This window comes from Solibacillus sp. GQ1, from assembly GCF_059758555.1.
Genome location: NZ_JCAXEX010000001.1, coordinates 1,170,450 through 1,189,690, shown reverse-complemented (window position 1 = coordinate 1,189,690; position 19,241 = coordinate 1,170,450). Strand labels below are relative to the sequence as shown.

General features: G+C 36.6%; 21 protein-coding genes. 8 read left to right on the top strand and 13 right to left on the bottom strand.

Annotation, left to right across the window (positions count from 1 at the left end):
* Nucleotides 1-236: 236 nt before the first annotated feature.
* Nucleotides 237-1,043: an aldo/keto reductase gene (locus AC6CH1_RS05810; protein WP_498316585.1), complete on the bottom strand. Its 807-nt coding sequence runs from the start codon at nucleotides 1,041-1,043 to the stop codon at nucleotides 237-239.
* Between the two features lie 398 nt (nucleotides 1,044-1,441).
* Here AC6CH1_RS05810 and AC6CH1_RS05805 point away from each other — a divergent pair, with 398 nt between their 5' ends.
* From AC6CH1_RS05805 to AC6CH1_RS05790, 4 genes are all read left to right on the top strand, one after another.
* A complete protein-coding gene (locus AC6CH1_RS05805; RefSeq protein WP_498316584.1) occupies nucleotides 1,442-2,476 on the top strand; it encodes an FtsX-like permease family protein in 1,035 nt (344 codons plus the stop codon).
* 1 nt (nucleotide 2,477) lies between these two features.
* Nucleotides 2,478-3,191 carry an ABC transporter ATP-binding protein gene (locus AC6CH1_RS05800; protein WP_498316583.1) on the top strand — a complete coding sequence of 238 codons (714 nt, stop codon included), beginning with the start codon at nucleotides 2,478-2,480 and terminating at the stop codon, nucleotides 3,189-3,191.
* Between the two features lie 99 nt (nucleotides 3,192-3,290).
* A complete protein-coding gene (locus AC6CH1_RS05795) occupies nucleotides 3,291-3,971 on the top strand; it encodes a response regulator transcription factor (protein WP_251688336.1) in 681 nt (226 codons plus the stop codon).
* A complete protein-coding gene (locus AC6CH1_RS05790) occupies nucleotides 3,968-5,350 on the top strand; it encodes a sensor histidine kinase (protein ID WP_498316582.1) in 1,383 nt (460 codons plus the stop codon). The genes AC6CH1_RS05795 and AC6CH1_RS05790 overlap by 4 nt, the downstream gene beginning before the upstream one ends.
* Before the next feature lie 158 nt (nucleotides 5,351-5,508).
* Here AC6CH1_RS05790 and AC6CH1_RS05785 read toward each other — a convergent pair whose 3' ends face one another.
* From AC6CH1_RS05785 to AC6CH1_RS05760, 6 genes are all read right to left on the bottom strand, one after another.
* Nucleotides 5,509-6,510 carry an NAD(P)/FAD-dependent oxidoreductase gene (locus tag AC6CH1_RS05785; RefSeq protein ID WP_498316581.1) on the bottom strand — a complete coding sequence of 334 codons (1,002 nt, stop codon included), beginning with the start codon at nucleotides 6,508-6,510 and terminating at the stop codon, nucleotides 5,509-5,511.
* Nucleotides 6,511-6,725: 215 nt separating this feature from the next.
* Entirely contained in the window at nucleotides 6,726-9,119 is a 2,394-nt protein-coding gene (locus tag AC6CH1_RS05780) for a heavy metal translocating P-type ATPase (RefSeq protein WP_498316580.1), read from the bottom strand.
* Nucleotides 9,120-9,209: 90 nt separating this feature from the next.
* Nucleotides 9,210-9,416 (bottom strand): copper chaperone CopZ, encoded by a 207-nt coding sequence (gene copZ, locus AC6CH1_RS05775; RefSeq protein WP_251688345.1) that lies wholly within the window; start codon nucleotides 9,414-9,416, stop codon nucleotides 9,210-9,212.
* Nucleotides 9,417-9,429: 13 nt separating this feature from the next.
* The gene (locus tag AC6CH1_RS05770) at nucleotides 9,430-9,756 is read right to left on the bottom strand and encodes a metal-sensitive transcriptional regulator (RefSeq protein WP_340732091.1); all 327 of its coding nucleotides are present in this window, start codon (nucleotides 9,754-9,756) and stop codon (nucleotides 9,430-9,432) included.
* 100 nt (nucleotides 9,757-9,856) lie between these two features.
* Nucleotides 9,857-10,645, bottom strand: a complete 789-nt coding sequence (locus AC6CH1_RS05765; protein ID WP_498316579.1) for a class I SAM-dependent methyltransferase — start codon at nucleotides 10,643-10,645, stop codon at nucleotides 9,857-9,859.
* Nucleotides 10,633-11,067: a BrxA/BrxB family bacilliredoxin gene (locus tag AC6CH1_RS05760; RefSeq protein ID WP_251688351.1), complete on the bottom strand. Its 435-nt coding sequence runs from the start codon at nucleotides 11,065-11,067 to the stop codon at nucleotides 10,633-10,635. Before AC6CH1_RS05760 ends, AC6CH1_RS05765 begins: the two co-directional genes overlap by 13 nt.
* 316 nt (nucleotides 11,068-11,383) lie before the next feature.
* Here AC6CH1_RS05760 and AC6CH1_RS05755 point away from each other — a divergent pair, with 316 nt between their 5' ends.
* The gene (locus AC6CH1_RS05755) at nucleotides 11,384-11,548 is read left to right on the top strand and encodes an aspartyl-phosphate phosphatase Spo0E family protein (protein ID WP_079526357.1); all 165 of its coding nucleotides are present in this window, start codon (nucleotides 11,384-11,386) and stop codon (nucleotides 11,546-11,548) included.
* A gap of 359 nt (nucleotides 11,549-11,907) precedes the next feature.
* Here AC6CH1_RS05755 and AC6CH1_RS05750 read toward each other — a convergent pair whose 3' ends face one another.
* The gene (locus tag AC6CH1_RS05750; RefSeq protein ID WP_498316578.1) at nucleotides 11,908-12,132 is read right to left on the bottom strand and encodes a transcriptional regulator; all 225 of its coding nucleotides are present in this window, start codon (nucleotides 12,130-12,132) and stop codon (nucleotides 11,908-11,910) included.
* Between the two features lie 224 nt (nucleotides 12,133-12,356).
* Between AC6CH1_RS05750 and AC6CH1_RS05745 the strand changes: the two genes are divergently transcribed.
* Both AC6CH1_RS05745 and AC6CH1_RS05740 read left to right on the top strand, forming a co-directional pair.
* Nucleotides 12,357-13,691: a hydroxysqualene dehydroxylase gene (locus AC6CH1_RS05745; RefSeq protein ID WP_498316577.1), complete on the top strand. Its 1,335-nt coding sequence runs from the start codon at nucleotides 12,357-12,359 to the stop codon at nucleotides 13,689-13,691.
* 138 nt (nucleotides 13,692-13,829) lie between these two features.
* Nucleotides 13,830-14,363: a GNAT family N-acetyltransferase gene (locus tag AC6CH1_RS05740; protein ID WP_498316576.1), complete on the top strand. Its 534-nt coding sequence runs from the start codon at nucleotides 13,830-13,832 to the stop codon at nucleotides 14,361-14,363.
* 337 nt (nucleotides 14,364-14,700) lie between these two features.
* Here AC6CH1_RS05740 and AC6CH1_RS05735 read toward each other — a convergent pair whose 3' ends face one another.
* The 4 genes from AC6CH1_RS05735 to AC6CH1_RS05720 form a co-directional block, all read right to left on the bottom strand.
* A complete protein-coding gene (locus AC6CH1_RS05735; RefSeq protein WP_498316575.1) occupies nucleotides 14,701-15,330 on the bottom strand; it encodes a hypothetical protein in 630 nt (209 codons plus the stop codon).
* A gap of 320 nt (nucleotides 15,331-15,650) precedes the next feature.
* Nucleotides 15,651-16,073, bottom strand: a complete 423-nt coding sequence (locus AC6CH1_RS05730) for a hypothetical protein (protein WP_498316574.1) — start codon at nucleotides 16,071-16,073, stop codon at nucleotides 15,651-15,653.
* A 338-nt stretch (nucleotides 16,074-16,411) separates the two neighbouring features.
* Nucleotides 16,412-16,798 carry a hypothetical protein gene (locus AC6CH1_RS05725; RefSeq protein WP_498316573.1) on the bottom strand — a complete coding sequence of 129 codons (387 nt, stop codon included), beginning with the start codon at nucleotides 16,796-16,798 and terminating at the stop codon, nucleotides 16,412-16,414.
* Between the two features lie 351 nt (nucleotides 16,799-17,149).
* Nucleotides 17,150-17,770, bottom strand: a complete 621-nt coding sequence (locus AC6CH1_RS05720) for a hypothetical protein (RefSeq protein WP_498316572.1) — start codon at nucleotides 17,768-17,770, stop codon at nucleotides 17,150-17,152.
* A gap of 294 nt (nucleotides 17,771-18,064) precedes the next feature.
* On the opposite strand from AC6CH1_RS05720, the gene AC6CH1_RS05715 reads away from it, so the two are divergent.
* Nucleotides 18,065-18,823 carry a hypothetical protein gene (locus AC6CH1_RS05715; RefSeq protein ID WP_498316571.1) on the top strand — a complete coding sequence of 253 codons (759 nt, stop codon included), beginning with the start codon at nucleotides 18,065-18,067 and terminating at the stop codon, nucleotides 18,821-18,823.
* 109 nt (nucleotides 18,824-18,932) lie between these two features.
* Here AC6CH1_RS05715 and AC6CH1_RS05710 read toward each other — a convergent pair whose 3' ends face one another.
* Complete coding sequence (locus tag AC6CH1_RS05710; protein WP_498316570.1) at nucleotides 18,933-19,241, bottom strand: monooxygenase; 309 nt, start codon at nucleotides 19,239-19,241, stop codon at nucleotides 18,933-18,935.

Below are 19,241 nucleotides of genomic sequence, written 5' to 3'. Positions count from 1 at the left end.
ATATATAATATTAATTTTCTGAGCTCTTTTCAGCAATAATGGGGAATCATGTTCCTGGCTTATTGGGATTTGTTTTGCTATTTTTGCCGAAAAGGGCTCTGCAGGAATGGGCGTGATGGTCATATTGTTTATTGCAATGTTTTTCACTGGTGCTTTTATTTTGATAAGTGGCCTGTTAACAAAGGCAGATATCAAACAAGCGTCTCCAAAATAGGAGACGCCCAGTTAGTTACCAACTATAGGTTTTCAATTTTTTCTACATCCGCCGCAGTCAGTTCGAAATCAAAAAGATCCAGATTAGCTGCTTGGTTTTCACGGTTGTGTGATTTCGGGATGACGACCACACCGCGCTCAATTTGGTATTTCAATAAAACTTGAGCACCAGATTTCCCATACGCTTTACCGATCTCATCCAACACTTCATTTTGATGTTCTTCCGTTTTCATCGGCCCCCACGCTACAGGTGTAATTCCCTCTTCTTGTAATGTATCAAGAAGTTCTTTGTTCTTTTCTTTTAAATTAATTTGAATTTGATTAACGGCCGGCTTCACTTTCGCGAATTCTTTCAATTCATCCAGATGATTTTTCTTAAAGTTCGAAACGCCGATTGCTTTAAGTTTGCCCGCCTCATAATATTCTTCAAAAACTTCCCAAGTATTTCTTAGCTGCTCTTTGTCTTCGATCGGAGCATGAATCAAAAGCAGGTCCAAATAGTCTGTTTTAAAATTTTTTAGACTATTATCGATTGCTGCTCTTGTCGATTCCTTTGAAGAAACATATTCTTCTCTTGCAGGAACTTTTGTCGTAATGAACAACTCTTCTCGAGGCACTGTGCTTTCTGCTAAAATTCCCCCGACAATTGCTTCGTTTCGATAACTAATAGCTGCATCTATTGAGCGATATCCCAGCTCAAGTGCTGATATAAGTTCAGGAATTTCATTTGTTAATTCACCGTTATAGTCATTATTTTGTTTACCATACGTATTTGTACCAGTACCAACGATCGGCATTTTTACTCCATTATTAAGCGTGATATATTCCATAGTTTAGGCACTCCCATTGTATCTCTATTTATTTACTAAATATATTATAACAAAGTATGGAATTTTCAGAAATTAATAAGTACGAAAAGATTAAAGATTTGCCCTAATACCTTTATAACTCGGGTTTTCCTTCGTAAGGACATGTTATAGATAGGACTGTTGATTTAACCGAGTTTGTAATACTGCTATCCCCTCTACTATATTCAGTTGTTTCCGCATTCTCTGTTACTTTTTCATTCTGATACTTTCTGCAAATTAAATAATCTAGTGCCTAATAATTGTGTACTGTTCATTTATAAATATTTCGAATGAACTCGAAATGTAATTTACTGTTCATCTCCCGTTCATATTCAATCGATAAACTATGGATGTAAAGAAGAGATCGGAGGAAATTACAAATGAATATTGCATGGAAAGAAATAAAGAAAAACAAAGTGAGATTTTTAATTTTAGGTTCAATTATTTTTCTTGTTAGTTTATTGACCTTTATAATATCGGGTTTGGCGAATGGATTATCGCAAGACAATGCTTCGTTGATCAAAGATTTACCAGAAGGTCAATTTTATATGAATAAAGAGGGAGATGAAACTTACAATCTTTCAAAAATAGACAGTGATATACAGGATGAAATAATAAATAAACAAAAAGATGCAGTGGCATTCTCAATTCAAATGGGTTTTTTAAATAGCGAAACTGACAAACAGCATAGCGTTGCCTTTGTTACTTCCACTGATTCAGAGCTATTTGAAAACGTTGAAGACGGGGAGATTATATTAGACCAGTCAATGGAGGATAAAGGGATAAAGGTTGGAGATGTCTTAACGAATAATCAATTTAGTGGTGAATTTAAAGTTAAGGGTTTTGTTGAACAGAAGAAATTCAGTCATGCCCCTGTTGCATATATAAATATGAAGAATTATAAGGAAATCTATCGAGTTATGGAAATGCAATTGTTATTCATACCAGGTGGAGAATCTTCAGAACAATTCATGGGCCTGCAATCTTTTTCGAACAAGCATTTCCTTAATACAATTCCAAGCTATAATGCAGAACAAATGTCTTTAAATATGATTGTCTGGTTTTTAGTTGTCATTAGCGGCATGTTGTTTGCCATCTTTTTCTACATGATGAACATTCAAAAAGTCGGTTTATATGGTATTTTAAAGGCAATTGGCATGAAAACAAGCAGGTTATTCAAAATTATGTGGACACAAATGCTTTTCATTACGATAATTTCTCTTATTTTGTCCATTTCATTCAGCCAAGTATTTAATATGATTGCACCTGAAGGAATGCCTTTCCATTTAACATTTGAAACAACCATACAATTATCTTTAGTTTTCCTATTCATCGGTTTTATCGGAGCTACACTCTCTGGAATACAAATCAAAAAAATCGAACCATTACATGCGATACAACAAGGAGAGGCTTAATATGACAATATTTTCAATTGAAGATGTAAGAAAAACATTTACTTCGGGGGAAATAGAAGAAGAAATACTTAGAGGAATTACCCTTACTCTTAAAGAAGGAGAGATAACAGCATTAGTAGGCGCATCAGGTTCCGGTAAAAGTACGCTCCTTACTATAGCTGCTGGATTACAACCCGCATCAAATGGGCAAGTTATTTTCGACGGAAACAATATGACTGCAATGAGTTCTGAACAGGTTCGAAAAATACGGTCCAGTAAATTTGGGTTTGTCTTTCAGTTTGCTCATCTTGTTCCTTTTCTTACAGTTGAAGAGCAATTAATTTTGATGCTGGATGTTTCTGAATCTAACTTAAGCAAACAATCAAAAATAGCTGAAGTTCGTTACATTCTGCAACTTGTTGAAATGGATCATAGAAGACAGGCCTACCCCTCTTCATTATCAGGTGGGGAAAAACAACGGATCGCCATTGCCCGAGCCATTATCCATAAACCGAAAGTTCTCTTCGCAGATGAACCAACAGCCAGCCTAGATTCAAGGAAGTCTAGAGATGTTATGTTATTGATTCAAGAGTTAACTAAAACGTTAAATATTGCTACATTAATGGTTACACATGATGAAGAATTGCTTTCATATGTAGACCATGTGATAAAAATGAGCGATGGAATTGTTTTGCAAAGTGAAGAGCAAGTTCTGCAAATTTTAAAGCAGGAGTAATATAAGCAGAATATTAATGAACAGCCTGGACGTTGCATGGCTGTTCATTTGATATGGGTTAAAGCAGATAAAAAATTTTTATAAAACAGGAGTACAAGAATGACAACAATTCTAATTGTAGATGACGACATCAATATATTACAGCTTGTAAAAATCCATTTAGCCGAGGCAGGATTCAAAGTTGTGCAAGCAAAAGACGGGACTCAAGCATTAGCAGTTCTTAATAGAGAAGTATGTGATTTAGCAGTAATCGATGTGATGATGCCTTTTATGGATGGGTATGCATTAACAAAGGTTATTCGAAAGAAATATGATATTCCAGTCATCCTTTTAACGGCTAAGAATCAAATTGAAGATAAGGAAGAAGGATATAAATCTGGCACAGATGATTATCTAGTCAAGCCGTTTGAACCAAAAGAATTACAATTTAGAATAGAAGCCTTACTACGACGATATGATAAGCAATCCGATGAAACTGTTATTCATTTAGGTAGTACAACTATAAATAAAAAAAGTTATGAGGTTCAGATTGGGGAACGGACGATTCTGTTACCCTTAAAGGAATTTGAACTGCTGTACTTCCTGGCTACAAACTCTATGCAAGTATTTTCTCGAGCTCATCTAATAGAACACATCTGGGGTGTAGATTTTGAAGGAGATGAGAGGACAATAGATGTTCATGTAAAAAGATTAAGGGAACGTTTTTCTAAATTGACGGACGATTTTCATATTAAGACTGTGCGTGGGGTTGGCTATTCACTGGAGGCAAACCGCAAATGAAATCTCTTTATGTGAAATTTGTTGTGTTCACCATTGGAATTATGATTTTTAGTGGTATATTTGCCTTTTTAATTTCGAATACGTATTATCAGCAAAAATTAAAACCATTTAATGACCAAAAAAACACTAAAATTGCGTTGGAAATTGCTGAATTTACCGGTAATCAAGCTGATTTAAATCTTATAGATTATCTTGAAAATATTTCTTCAATAGGATATCAAATTTTCCTCGTTGACAATTCAGGAAATGAACTTTATTTTGGTGCACCTTTCAGGGAAAATACTTTATCCAATTCAACTAAAGAACAAGTACTTAACGGCAATATTTTTCATGGTATATCAAATTTCCCCCAGGAAACATTTGTAACAGGATTTTTTGCCAACGAATTAAAGAATACGATTGGTGTTCCTTTGACACATAACGAGGAAAAGTATGCCCTCTTTCTAAGACCGGATATTAAACTTCTATTTAACGAAATGCATATTTTATTCGGGTGGCTGCTAGCTTTGACGATTATGCTGAGCATTATAATGGTAATTTTTATTACAAAATATTTAGTTAATCCAATCTCAAAGCTTACATCCGCAACTAAAACGCTCTCAAACGGAAATTACAATGTTGATCTTGATACTACCCGTCATGATGAATTAGGAGAACTTTCACTTAGTTTTTTACGAATGGCCAGTAGACTGGAACAATTAGATGCAATGAGAAAAGAGTTTATTTCAAACATTTCTCATGATATTCAGTCACCTCTATCCAATATTAAAGGATATACAAACCTATTAAAAAGTGATTCAACGAGTCCTGAGGATAAAAGTAATTACATTATAATCATCAATGCGGAAATCGAAAGACTCTCTACATTAACAAAACAATTATTGCTCCTCGCTTCTTTGGATCACGATGAGGATATTTTGAAAAGAAAAACAGTTAATATCGGAAAGCAGATTAAGGAACTAGTACGGAACAATCAATGGCAAATAGGTGAAAAAGGGATTACGCTCGGGTTCACATTACCGGATGTAGAAATCAACGGAGATCCGTCCTTACTAAATGCGGTTTGGGACAATCTGTTAACCAACGCCATCAAATATAATAAACCGAACGGCATGATTGAAATATCAATCGAAGAACAAGGAAAATCGGTATTGGTAATTTTTGAAGATACGGGTATAGGAATGAATGATAAAGAGAAAGAAAGAATTTTTGACCGCTTTTATCGAGTAGATACCGCACGAACACGTTCAGTTGATGGGACAGGACTGGGACTATCAATAGTGGCTGCCATTGTTACTTTACATGGTGGATTAATCCATGTGGACAGTATTGAAAATCGCGGAACCAACTTTGTCGTAGAATTGCCTGTCATGCAGTGAAAGTATAAATGTCACAATCTATAATTCCCCATTTTCCCTAAAACAGGAAATAACAATTTGTATCAGTTTAAACATAGCAATAAAAAAAGAGACACAAATTCATATGTGAATTGTGTCTCTCTTCCCTGTTAAATATTCCATTCATACCGATAAACCCGCTACAATTCCCCTTTAAAAAGGTCCGTGCTGTGCGGTACATGCTTCTTGGCTGTTGGGTCAATATACAACCGTGCTGCACTAATGGCGACCGGCGCTTCACCGAATCCCGTTGCAATCAATTTCACTTTTCCATCGTATGTTGTGACGTCCCCAACCGCATAGATTCCTTCGATGTTGGTTTCCATTTTAGGGTTTACGATAATGGAGTTTCTCTCAATTTCCAAACCCCATTCTTTAATTGGTCCTAAAGAGGATTTAAATCCATAGTTTACAATGATCTCGTCAACTTCAAGTGTTTCCTTTTCTCCTTCTGCATTACGGATGACAATTTGTTTAATGCCACTTTCATCGCCATACAACTCATCAGGCATATAAGGCGTTTTTATTTCAACACTTGAATTAAACAGTTTTTCAACACTATGCTCATGCGCCCGGAACTGATCTCGTCTATGCACAAGAGTAACTTTCTTAGCAATCGGTTCAAGCATAAGCGACCAGTCAATAGCTGAATCTCCGCCACCAAAAATGACAACATTTTTACCTTTGAATTCACTTATATTGTTGATGAAATAATGAAGGTTTTTACCCTCGTAATAATCGGCTCCTTCAACTTCCAATTGTCTTGGCTGGAATGCACCAAGACCTGCTGTAATGATAATTGTTTTTGAATAATGTATTTCTTTGTTAGTTGTAAGCTTAAATGTTCCGTCTTCCAACTTATCAATGGCTTCAACGCTTTGACCAGTTACGATTTCCTGCTCAAAGGCTGACATTTGTTCTTTCAGATTATTTACAAGTTCCTGTGCACGGATTTTTGGGAATCCTGCAATATCATAAATATATTTTTCCGGATAAAGTGCTGCAAGCTGCCCGCCTAATTGTGGCAGACTTTCAATTAACTTAACTTCAAGCTGGCGCATGCCTCCATAGAATGCCGTAAACATCCCTGCAGGACCTCCACCGATAATCGTGACATCATATACCTTTGAATCTTCATTCATATTATTGGCCCCAATCATTATAAGAAATTAGAGTGCTATTTTTTTTAAACGATTTAACACTTCCATTGTACGTTTCCACAACAATAATTTTTAAAACAAATGCTGTATGACTATGTTGGAATATTCTTATAAAATTTAAACTTCAATATTGATTGTCATCCTTGCGCATTTTCCGTCAAACTCATTAGCATTCTTTATCCAGAATACCGGTTGTTTTACAATTTCACACGCTGCAGTCTTAATGCATTTAATACAACCGAAACGGAACTGAAAGCCATTGCTGCGCCTGCTACCCATGGAGCGAGGAAACCGAGTGCGGCAATCGGAATGCCGATGACATTATAGGCAAATGCCCAAAACAGGTTTTGTTTAATGTTCTTCATCGTTTTACGGCTCATTAAAATCGCATCTGCAATACTGTTCAGATCCCCGCGAATTAATGTAATGTCCGCCGCTTCCATCGCTACATCTGTACCCGTACCGATTGCCATCCCGATATCAGCTACCGCAAGTGCCGGTGCATCGTTGATCCCGTCACCAACCATTGCAACATTACGACCTTGTTCTTTTAAGTTTTCGATTTGCTGTGCCTTTTGTTCCGGCAGCACTTCTGCAATTACTTCGTCAATGCCTACTTCCGCTGCAATCGCTTTTGCCGTTCGTTCATTATCACCTGTAAGCATAATCACTTTCAGACCAAGTGCATGCAGACGTCTTACCGCTTCAGCAGATGTTTCTTTTACCGTATCTGCAACGGCAATAATTGCAGCGAATTGGTTGTTAATTGCTACTAGCATCGCCGTTTTCCCTTGCTGTTCCAATGAAATCAATTGCTGTTCGATCGATTCTTCAATACTAATTTGTCGATCCCGCATCAGTTTTCTCGTACCTACAGCTACTTCTACATTATCCACTTGTGCTTCAATACCAAGCCCTGGTAGTGCCTGGAAGCTTGAAACAGCCGATAGCTTAATCCCGCGCTCTAATACACCTTCAACAATTGCTTCTGCCAATGGATGCTCAGACTGTTTTTCTGCAGAAGCAACAATGCGCAGGATATTATTTTCTTCTAAATCACTGAACAATACAACATCTGTCAAAACCGGTTTCCCGTTTGTAACCGTTCCTGTTTTATCGACAACGACAGTATCGACAAAACCAGTCTGTTCAAGGTGTTCCCCGCCTTTAAATAAAATACCAAACTGTGCCGCACGTCCTGAACCGGCCATAATCGAGGTTGGTGTCGCCAAGCCGAGCGCACATGGACATGCGATAACAAGAACGGCAATTGTCGCTTCAAATGCCTGGATAAATTCTCCGCCAATCAGCCACCATAAAAGGAATGTCACAATTGCAATCCCTACAACGATTGGCACAAAAATATTGGAAATTTTATCGGCAAGACGCTGAATCGGTGCTTTAGAACCTTGAGCCGACTCGACGATTTTAATGATTTGTGACAATGCTGTTTCACTGCCAACCTTTAATGCCTTCATTTCCAGTGCACCATTTTTATTCAGTGTTGCACCGTAAACGAAATCGCCAATGCTTTTTTCCACCGGCAAACTTTCGCCTGTCAGCATTGATTCATCCACGACTGAAGTTCCGGAAACGACTTCCCCATCAACAGGAATTTTTTCACCTGGCTTCACTCGGACAATATCATTAATACGGACTTCTTCAAGCGGTACAGACTGCTCGACGCCATCACGGATTACTAGTGCTGATTTTGCCTGCATCCCCATCAACTGCTTGATTGCCTGGGATGATTTACCTTTTGCACGTGCTTCAAACAGTTTCCCTAATAAAATCAGTGTAATAAGCACTGCGCTCGTTTCAAAATACAGGTGCGGCATATGACCGCTAGGATGTGCGAGCATTTGATAAATACTGTAAAAATAGGCCGCACTCGTTCCCATTACAACGAGCACATCCATATTTGCAGCACCACTGCGCAATGATTTATATGCTCCCACGTAGAATTGCCAGCCAATAATAAATTGAACAGGTGTTGCTAATGCTAACTGTACCCAAGGATTCATAAGAATGTCAGGCACATATAAAAAGCTCGTAAATGAAAAATGGGCAACCATCGTCCATAAAAGCGGCAATGATAAAATGGCCGCCGAGATAAATTTAACTGTTTGCCGCTGAATTGCCTTTTCCCGATGATCAACAGGATTACCTTCAACTACTGGTTGAGCCCCATAACCGATTTTTTCGATACGCGCAATAATATCGGACACCGAAACTTGTGACGGATTAAATTCTATCGTCGCTTTTTCCAACGCCAAGTTCACGTTCGCCGAAGCAATCCCGTCCATTTTTCCAAGCACCTTTTCGATTCTTGCCGAACATGCCGCGCACGTCATTCCATCAATTGTGAAATCCGCTTTCTCTTTGACGACATCATAGCCAAGTGCCTGAATCTTTTGCTCAATATCCTGTGCTTTAACAACGGTTTCATCATATCGAATCGCCGCTTTTTCAACCGCTAGATTGACGTTCGCCGATTGGACCCCATCCATACGATTCAGCCCTTTTTCAATCCTTGCCGAACATGCCGCACACGTCATACCTGTAACTTGCAATGTAAGTTCTTTCGTCATATTCTCACCTCTTTATACCTCAAGGGGGTATAAAATTTTGTAAAAAGAGAGGTTCTCTATAGTAGAGAACCTGAATCAATACCACAATACTTAAACAACGTCATACCCTTGTTCATCAATCGTTTCTTTGATCTGCTCAACAGTAACAGCATCTTCGTTATACGCAACCGATACCTTTTTCTCAGCAAGATCCACTTTAACTTCCTGTACACCAGCTAATGCGCCAACACTAGTTTCCACAGATTTTACACAATGACCGCAAGACATACCATTAACATTTAACGTTACATTTACCATACTTGAACACTCCTTATTTTTTCATCATTTTTTGAATAGTTACGACAAGCTCGTCTAAAACTTCCGTATCGCCTTCATTCAGACGATCCACAACACAGCCTTTTAAATGACCTTCAAGCAAAATCTTCGCGACACTGTTTAAAGCCGATTGTGTTGCCGATAATTGTGTAATAATATCATCACAATACACGTCTTTATCAATCATACCCTTAATTCCGCGAATTTGCCCTTCGATCCGATTCAATCTCGTCGTTAAATCTTTTTTTATCGGTTCAGGATGATGACTTTTACGACAGCTTTCTTCATGTGTTTCCAATTGACTATCGTTTTCATGAATCATTCGATCAGTCCCCCCTTACTTGATTTCAGATTACCATACCTACAAGGGGTATGTAAAGCAATAAGAAAAAACGTTGAAGTTCTCTTAAAGAACCCCAACGCTATTTTTTTTCATACACACCATAATGAAACTTGGCTGTTAATCGTACATCACGCTGAAACTGGTACTTTTCAAACCAGTCTGATTTATAGTGTGCCTTTAACACGACGCGCTTTTTCGCCACACGTTTTGCTTCAGCCACCCATTCATCGGTTAATGTCAGGTGCTTTCCGGCATAGCGCAGCGCTTCAAAATTAGTTGATTCTTCAATGACTTCCTCGAACATCGGATCCATGTATACCACATCAAAGCTGTCATTTTCTTGCTTCTTTAAATATTCCAGAGCCGTCGAATAAACCACTTCGATATTTCGCATAGATGCCGTCAATGGAAGTTCGGTCGTATCATAAGTTTGCATCCCTATTTTTACAATAAATGACACATTTTTATCAGCTTCTACACCGATCACTTTACCTTTTTCACCTACAACATAAGCAGCCAATAAGCTGTCAGCACCGATCCCAAGGGTGCAATCCAAAAACGTATCCCCTTTTTGCAGTGCACAAGCAGTAAGCAATGGTTCATCTTCACCGCGAGCGACACGTTTCAAACGAAATGCGGCAGAATTTGGATGAAAAAAGAAAGGCGCCTCGGCACCTTTCGCATAGTATTCAAATCGATTTTTCCCCGCAACAATGACATTGGCATCGTACACTTCGGAAAGCTTGCGTACCGAACGTTTTTGACGTGGAACAATTTTTGCCTGCAGCTCCTTACTAGCAAATTCAGCTAACTGAAGTGATTGCTCGTCCGGTCTGCCTGCAGTTGTGACAATCGTTACTCGGCACATACTTGTTTTAACACATCTGATAAATGATCACGGATTTGTTCCATTGGATGACCTTCAATTTGATCACGTGGAATGAAGTAAGCTAATTGACCATCTTTTAAAATCGCCATTGATGGTGAGCTTGGTGGCACTTCATCAAAGTATCCGCGCATTGCTGCAGTCGCTTCCGGGTCTTGACCAGCAAATACTGTTACAAGCTGATCGGGTTTCACATCTGCTACCGCTTCACGAGCAGCCGGACGTGCTAGACCTGCCGCACAACCACAAACTGAATTGATTACAACTAAAGCTGTCCCTTTTGTTTCAGCCATAAATTCGTGTACGCTATCTGCCGTAGTTAATTGTGCAAAGCCTGCGCTCTCAAGTTCCGTACGCATTGGCTGTGTTACTTGACGCATATATTCATCATAAGCATTTGTCATTTTTCATAACCTCTTTCTGTTTATATGTATTCACAGCGCTCATTATATCAATGATATTATCAGTTGTACAAAAATTGGATTTCAACGATTTGTGACCTTCACAAGATTCCACCAAATATCCATACATTTTAAGTTAAGTCAAATATAAAGCGTTCTATTTATGTATAAAGTTTATATTTTTTACAAATTATTGAATTATGCTTTTTTAGCATGTTTCGACATATATCTTGTCCGAAATAAGATAGGATGAAACAGTTGTCATTTTATTTCAACAAAAGTTTAAACCTACCAACTATTACTGAAGGGAAATTTATCGATGAAATTTTTACTATTAAAAAAGCTCCTAAAACTACGAATTGAGACAAAAAGAAAACTTATGTACAAAAAAGCAAATGATTTAGGATTCACTCATCCGGAAGTCGTGAATTGCAGTCAGGAACTGGATGAATTACTTAATAAGTATTCAGATATTGCCGCTTAATTAAAATGAAGGCTTACATATTGTTTTGCTTCCATACCATTAAATATGATAGACAATCGAGGCTTCATTACATTTCAGAAAAAAATAACCCTCCACCGTTAAAAGTGGAGGGCTTTATCTATTTTGTTTTAACATTATCCGATATTTCCCTTCTAATTAAATACATACGTTTTAATTTATTTAATCTAGGTTTACTCTTCACTATATTTTCAAAAAAGTTTGTTGCCCCCATTCTTTTTATTGCTCGCATCTATTATTCACCTCCCCTACTTGTAATATAACACAAATAGTCAGAATATTCCACAAAATTATCAAATAAATGATAATAATTTTTTTCATTCGATACTGTTACATATATTTTAAGCTTGTAATCCTCTTGCTTTTCTATTTACCGGATGTACAGCCAAAATATTATCTACAATAAAATTTCGTTTTGCATGACGGGTAAAACAATAAGCTTGCACATGATCACCATAAATTTTAATTAGTTTTATTCGACGCTTTGTTATTGATTGATCTTTGGCGATGTACACAATATCCAAAATTTGATTGTGTTGCATCGCTTTTATTAGTTGTTCCCTCATCTATTACACCTCTCCCTCTTATATTATAGAACAGGTGTTCTTATTTTACAATTATCAAAAATACCCAATTAATTAAAGTTCACGGCCGACATATTTGATTGAAATTACAAAAATTAAAAATCGGATGTATGAATTTCATAATTTCTTTCCATGCTGATTAATTATTGTTTGACACGTTTTTGTTCGGGAATAGGAACAATACTTTACTTCTAGGAGGGGGAATATTGGAAAAGTTTGATGTCATTGTTGTAGGTTCGGGCTTGGCTGGTTTAACGGCTGCCCTTGAATTAAGCGAAAAAGGAAAATCTGTTATTGTATTAGAAATGAATCATGTAATTGGGGGAAGGACATCTTCATGGGACGAAGATGGTATGTTAGTCGAATCCGGTTTGCATCGACATATCGGCTATTACAAGGCTTTACCAAAAGTGCTGAAAAAAGCTGGTGTCGATGTTGATGATATCGTTCAGTGGGAAGAACAAATAGATATCCGTATAAAAGGTAGCAAAGAAAACAAATCATTTGGAATTTCTCCGGTTTTCGGTCCGATAGAAACGTTAAAAGGCATAATCGGCAATAATGATATTCTGCCACCTGGAGATAAACTTGCACTAGTCCCCTTTTTCACAGATGGATTTTTACAATATACTCAAAACCCAGAAGAATTGGACCAGTACAGTGTGAGGGAATTCGCAGAAAAGCACAATATTAGTGAAGAAGCTTTGCATAATCTTCTCATACCTTTAAGTACAGGCGTATTTTTCCTCCCCCCTGAAAGATACTCTGCAAAAGTATTTTTCGGTCTTTTCCTTCCGGGAGTTAGCAGATTTTATAAGTTGAGAATCGGTTCGTATCTTGGTGGGATGACTGAGGTTTTGGCTAATCCGCTTGCTCATCATATTACTAAAAACAACGGCGTTATCCGGACAAATTCACCAGTTAAAAACTTAATTATGCATCAGGATACGGTGACAGGAGTGATATTGGAGGACGGCCAGGAGTTGACGGCAAACCATGTCATAATTGCTGCAAATCTCGGCGGGGCCAAAAAAATATTGAAGAGCCATTTTCAAAACCATCCGTTCTTCGAAAATATTTTCCGTTTACCGACAATGCCTGCTGTCACTATTCAAATGGAGTTTGAACAGCCCGTGCTTCCTGTCGATCGTACAACATTCGGTCCGCTCACTTCACTTGCTAGCTTTGCCGAGCAGTCCAGAACTACGTTTAAACATGTCCCGGGCAGAATGTCGATTATATTGACACCACCGGAAAAGTTTCTCAACATGGACCATAAACTAATTTTGGAACAAGTACAGAAAGACGGTAAAGAATTAGGGCTGGATCTAGAAACAGGTTTGGCTAATTACCGTGTCATCAGCCATCCTGAAGATTTTCACAGCTTAGAACCGAATTATGATCATTTACGTCCTGATCAACAAACACCAATTAAAGGACTCGTACTGGCCGGTGATTATACTCGTCAGCCATTTTTCGCAACGATGGAAGGAGCTGTTATTTCAGGTGAAAATGCAGCCCGACTTATTTTAGAAGAATAAATATCCCAAAATCCCTTACTTTTAAGGGATTTTTTTGTTCCAAAGTAGTTGAACCTGTCGAAACACTTATTGTAATAACATAATGCTCTCTATTATGTTAAAATAAAAAAATTCGAACATGAGAAGGCAGGTCCACCGATGAATATTTACCCCTATGAAAAGAAATATGCAGTGCAAATTGCGGCACTGCTCAACGATTTTTTACCATTTGAACCAGAAACGGCCGATACCGTCGATCAGGCTGGAGGCATTCGTTATGTAGCCGTTAATGAGCTAGATGAAGTTGTCGGTTATATTGCGGGTTATGAAATAAAGGAGTTCAACAAGGAGTTCCCCTACTTTCACGAAGAGCTGCAGTCTTTAAAGGAACTGGCCGCATCAGGCATCAGTTATTATACAAGTCATTTTGTCGTCCATCCAAACGAGCGAAAAAAAGGAATTGGAACAAAACTAGTACGTGCTTACCTCGAAGCCGCACAGCCGATTGCAAAAACAATCGTTACGGTTGGATGGGTACAATCCGATACAAACCTCTGGGCAGCTGAGCGACAATTTGCTGCACAAGGCTTTGAACCATTTATTTATATGCCGCGCTATTTCGAGCCCTATCAAGTCGATTGCCCAAGCTGCAAAGGCCTTTGTTATTGCGATGCACATATTTTTGTGAAATAAATGCTGAATTGATTATAGGATGCAAACAGAGTGTTAAAATGAAAAGTATATGCACGATTTTATGCAAAAAACTGATGACTTTGCAAATCCCTTGTAGGTTCAAACCGTTGTCAATATTGGCTTTTAGTAGAAGTGTATAAAATAATGTATAAAGAACATACTCATAGAAAAGCAAGAACGTTGATTTAACAACGTTTCTGCTTTTTTCGTGTATTCCCAAACTTTTATTTGGGAACGTTATTCGGTTAATACTGTATACTTTATACCTATACATCTTTAATAATTAAGCTGATTTTAAATCCAAAAATTTACATAATTACCCTTTAGTTGAAGTTGACTAATTTAATATTTTCCCTTTGGTATTTAATATTTTTATTTTATATGCGTCAATAACTGCTAAGTTTAGTTCTTCAAAAATCGAAATTGCTTTCTCTTCAATTTCCTTTGCTAACTTTTGTGCTTCTTTACCTGAACCTTTTATTGTAGTATGAATGGAAACGGAATCTTGAGCTGTTTCTATATCTCGTATTTCGTAATCCTGAAGTCCTTCCCTCAAGGATTGTAATAAAACCATAAGTGCTTTCCGTCTTATTTTATCCTCTTCGGGTTCCAAAAGGAAAGATGAATCTACTCTTTTTACAACAACAGTATGTTCTTCTAATGGGGAAGATTTAATCACATCTTTTGTAATTGACTCCATTTTCGTTTTTACGGAATTAAAGTAATCTTCGTCATCCCAAACATGTATTACAACCTCATTATCTGAATTTGAACTCACAATAAAAGATCGATATTCTGGATGAAGTTCTTCCGTTACCTTTTCCAATATTGCTGCCGTTTGCTGCTGCTCTTCTTTAGTAGCAATAACCGTATCTACCGTATCATTTAAAGGCTGCTTATATAACAAATTAAATGAAACTATGCCTATTATAAATACCCCAGCAACCACCAATATCCTTTTCAACATATAATCCCTCCGTTAAAAAGGTACGTCTTGTATACCTGAAAAATTCCATAAAACATGCCCAAAGCATCCTTTGCTAACATTCATTAAGATTCTATTTATATTTAACCTTCATTCAGATCGAGTGAATTGAGCAGCCCTCTTTAAAATGATATCTCGCAGCGTCTCAGAGTGTTATTTTCTATTAAAAACAGCGACAAATACTGATTTAACAGTGCTTGTCGCTGTTTGAAATGTTACCAAGCTTCCATTTGGGAACGTTATTTAGATTTATTTTGCATACTTTATAAATCCTTGTTGCGTTTAGTTAAAGGTAATATTTCTTATTGAGATAAATGTTTGTAGTCTAATATCTCAATTTCGAAACCGTGATTACATTTCTGCCTATTAATCTTCTCACTATCACAGGACGGGGATATTCTTACCTTAACCAAATCTTCCTTAACATTTTTAACATTTTCATTAATGTCTTTTGAAGGAATCTCAATTCTTACAGTAACATCATAGGAATGATTCTCGTTGTAAGTAATATCAACAATCCTTTTCCAGTGCCAAATAAGGCGATTATCTCCTCCATACTCTTTGATAACTCTTTTATCAATAGTTGGGAAGATAATGTCTGAAATAATGTCCTCTGTTGTGACATACATTTCTTCTGCTTTTGGTATTGTTTCTGATTTTGCTACTTGCATAGAAGTAAGAATAATCAATATAAATCCTAATAAGACTAAGTAATGCTTAACCATCAACACTCTCCTCTGGTTTACGTTTACTCCTTATTCTTCGTATCTTGTTACTTTTTATTCAATAAATCTATCTCGTTAGTTGAATAAAATAAAGCACTCAAAGCGTCCTTTGGGAACATTTCATCGAGATTCTATTTTTATATTATCGCCATTCAGAACAAGTGAATCGAACAGTCCTCTTTAAAATAGTTTCTCACAGCGTCTCAGATCGTTATTTTCTAATAAAAACAGCGACAACCACTGATTTAACTGTGGTTGTAGCTGTTTGAAATGTTACCAAGCTTTCATTTGGGAACGTTATTTCAATGTGAATTGCATATTTAATAGATAATAGAAAATTACTGCTCAACACTCAGAAATTTATTACCTTTTATGCTGTAGCTACCGTGTTTTCTTGAAAGCACAACTGTTTTTACGGCATATTTATCATCAGCAAATACTAATAAAAAACGGTCGTCTAGGATATCAATTCCCCCGTTATCACCTTTAAATTTAATTCCCATTGAATCCTCAATAACTTCATTTGATGTGTAAGGTCCAAATACAGCAACTTTAGTCCAATTAAAATCGGTAAGCCCCGTTAAATCAATTTGTGTTTCACTAGTTTCAAAAAGGGAATTAATTTCCTTAGCTAAAACTGTGTCTTGGCTTGCTCGATTTCCTAATAAAGTAACAGCTAAACCTATAACAGCAATAATTAGAATTACATAAACGATTTTTTTCATAATTACTTACATCCTCTCAAAGTTCTACATTCCATATTTTAGAAGACGGTAGCTAGAGTAGGATAGTTCCCAAAGCGGTGTTTGGTCACATTTTGAAATGCTTATTGCACTAAAATATTAAATAACTGTTATTTAAATTTAACAAGTCCCTTAACATTTACAGCTCGACATGATTGTTCATTTAAATTTGGATTTTCTAATCCCACAAAATATACAATTCTCCATTTTTTCAATCATCCCTTCCTCAATAAGAATCCCGAACCGTTTTAAAGCGTGAGTTTACACAAGACGAACCAGGCAGAATATTTTAACTGATATTACTTACCTTTACTTTGTCTGTTCTTGTTGTACCTAAGATTTATAGTAACTTGTTATGTTAAATTGGAATATTTCAGCTTCAAAATTATATTTTTTAATAACATCAGCCGCTAACTGCTGTACTTCTTTTTTAGTGTTTTCGTCGAACTTATCGTGTGGCAATGCTAATGATATTATAACGTTTTTGTCTGAAGATACGTCCCCCTGTACGGCAACATCATAGCCTAATTCATTTAAACTTAGCATGATGTCTCCCATTAAATCATTGTAACTTAGCCTTTGTGAAACATGATTTTCTTCTTTTTGTGAACTATAAAAACTTGTTATGTTAAATTGAAATAAATCAGAATCAAAATCATTTTGTTTAATCACGTCAGTTGCTATTTGTTGTATATCTTCTTTCGTCTTTTTATCAATCTTGTTACTTCCTAACTTCACGATTACTTCAATGTTTCCATTCGGCAAAACAGCATGGTCTAGAACTAACCCATAATTTTCTCCATTTAAGTTACTTCTTATCTGCCACATCAAATTCTTTAATTCCTGTCTTTCCTCTTCCGATAAATGAGAACCACTATTCGTACCTTCTTTTCCCTTACCAGAAACTTGTATATATAAAAATAAAGACGCTACTACCAGCAATAATGAGACCAAGCTAATTACACTAATTTTCCCTTTTTTTATAAAAACACCTCCCTTTTTTAATTGTATGCCACTGTTATTTTAAAAGAATTAAAAGTTCTTGCCTAAACTATCCCGCAACGTTTGGTAACCTAAATGAATTTAAAAACAGCCAAGACTGTGTATTAGTCTTAGCTGTCGATCATTTTGGAACGTATAGGCATACTTTTAAAATCCTTACCGCAATAAAGCACCCGTAATTGTAGAAAGAAAAATTATAAAACATATTTCCACATTAATAGAGCAGAATAATCTTGAGGTGTCTCTATGGTAACTCCCAAAAGAATTACTTTATTTATTATTTGTGTAGTGATTTTTAATATAAGTATTGCTCCACTTTATTATGCAGAAGAACCGAACGAAGCTAAAAGTTTGGAGAAAAAAATTGAAGATCTTAAAGCGCAATTAAAAGAAGCGGAAAATCGTCTTCAAAAACTTGAACCTTCCAAAACCGAAAATATTTCTGACCCTCCTTGGAAAGAGCAACCTTTCCCATCGAATATGGTCCAAATTTCAGAAGTGATTAAAAATGGAACGAAGATTCCTTTTGAAGTGATAGTAAATAAACCTGATTATAAAAGACCTGCTTATGAAGAACACTGGCATAGCACGACTGGAAGATGGAGTTATATTCCTAGTAGGATTCATTATGCCCTACACCGATTATTTACTAATTATGATATTGGTCTCTCTGGTTGGTATGATTTCGAACACAACATTGGATTATCTATTCCAATGTTTCAAAATGAAAATAATCTGGATCTATATATCGTCGCATTTCAGACCGAAATTACAGATGTTAATACACTAGGAAATCAGATCGTTGTTGTCGGTCATCCAAAAAGAACTGGTGTTCAGGCGATTACAATTAAAACAAGGGCAATAAATCCATCTAATAAAGAAGAACCTTTGCTTGTTCAATTAACAACTCAATCAGGCGATGAAATTGATTATTCATTAATTTCTTATATGCCTCCTGATTTTTGGGTAAAGCAAAAAGACAAATTAAATGAGCGTAAGCGTTAAAAAAGACAAAAAACTCTTGCATGAAGAGTTTTTTGTCTTTTTTAGTATTAGTCAAAGTTATTCTAACCTGGTGTTAGTGAGTTTTCTAATGTTAATTTTGTACCACTATTTATACATTAACCGGACCTTTGTTAATCTTTGTTAACGACTCGTTCACTGCAAAAATTTTGCTGTTAATTGCTGTAATACCAAAGCCATTTAGACGCTTTCCATGCATTTCCAAGTAAGCTGCAGCAGTTTCCTTTGTTTCAAATAAGTAAATACCACCCGCTTCGCCAGCTTCCGCATCCTCTGTCCAAATTTTCCAAAGCATGCCCGCTTCTTCGTTAATACTTTCTGCCAAACCTTTAAACCCAGCAGCCATTTCTTCACCGAATGGTCCATCCATTTTGAAATCTACTTGTAAAATATATGCCAT

Coding starts and splice junctions, on each gene's coding strand:
- AC6CH1_RS05810 (WP_498316585.1), bottom strand. CDS start 1,043: ATGGAATATATCACGCTTAATAATGGAGTAAAAATGCCGATCGTTGGT.
- AC6CH1_RS05805 (WP_498316584.1), top strand. CDS start 1,442: ATGAATATTGCATGGAAAGAAATAAAGAAAAACAAAGTGAGATTTTTA.
- AC6CH1_RS05800 (WP_498316583.1), top strand. CDS start 2,478: ATGACAATATTTTCAATTGAAGATGTAAGAAAAACATTTACTTCGGGG.
- AC6CH1_RS05795 (WP_251688336.1), top strand. CDS start 3,291: ATGACAACAATTCTAATTGTAGATGACGACATCAATATATTACAGCTT.
- AC6CH1_RS05790 (WP_498316582.1), top strand. CDS start 3,968: ATGAAATCTCTTTATGTGAAATTTGTTGTGTTCACCATTGGAATTATG.
- AC6CH1_RS05785 (WP_498316581.1), bottom strand. CDS start 6,510: ATGAATGAAGATTCAAAGGTATATGATGTCACGATTATCGGTGGAGGT.
- AC6CH1_RS05780 (WP_498316580.1), bottom strand. CDS start 9,119: ATGACGAAAGAACTTACATTGCAAGTTACAGGTATGACGTGTGCGGCA.
- copZ (WP_251688345.1), bottom strand. CDS start 9,416: ATGGTAAATGTAACGTTAAATGTTAATGGTATGTCTTGCGGTCATTGT.
- AC6CH1_RS05770 (WP_340732091.1), bottom strand. CDS start 9,756: ATGATTCATGAAAACGATAGTCAATTGGAAACACATGAAGAAAGCTGT.
- AC6CH1_RS05765 (WP_498316579.1), bottom strand. CDS start 10,645: ATGTGCCGAGTAACGATTGTCACAACTGCAGGCAGACCGGACGAGCAA.
- AC6CH1_RS05760 (WP_251688351.1), bottom strand. CDS start 11,067: ATGACAAATGCTTATGATGAATATATGCGTCAAGTAACACAGCCAATG.
- AC6CH1_RS05755 (WP_079526357.1), top strand. CDS start 11,384: ATGAAATTTTTACTATTAAAAAAGCTCCTAAAACTACGAATTGAGACA.
- AC6CH1_RS05750 (WP_498316578.1), bottom strand. CDS start 12,132: ATGAGGGAACAACTAATAAAAGCGATGCAACACAATCAAATTTTGGAT.
- AC6CH1_RS05740 (WP_498316576.1), top strand. CDS start 13,830: ATGAATATTTACCCCTATGAAAAGAAATATGCAGTGCAAATTGCGGCA.
- AC6CH1_RS05735 (WP_498316575.1), bottom strand. CDS start 15,330: ATGTTGAAAAGGATATTGGTGGTTGCTGGGGTATTTATAATAGGCATA.
- AC6CH1_RS05730 (WP_498316574.1), bottom strand. CDS start 16,073: ATGGTTAAGCATTACTTAGTCTTATTAGGATTTATATTGATTATTCTT.
- AC6CH1_RS05725 (WP_498316573.1), bottom strand. CDS start 16,798: ATGAAAAAAATCGTTTATGTAATTCTAATTATTGCTGTTATAGGTTTA.
- AC6CH1_RS05715 (WP_498316571.1), top strand. CDS start 18,065: ATGGTAACTCCCAAAAGAATTACTTTATTTATTATTTGTGTAGTGATT.
- AC6CH1_RS05710 (WP_498316570.1), bottom strand. CDS start 19,241: ATGGCATATATTTTACAAGTAGATTTCAAAATGGATGGACCATTCGGT.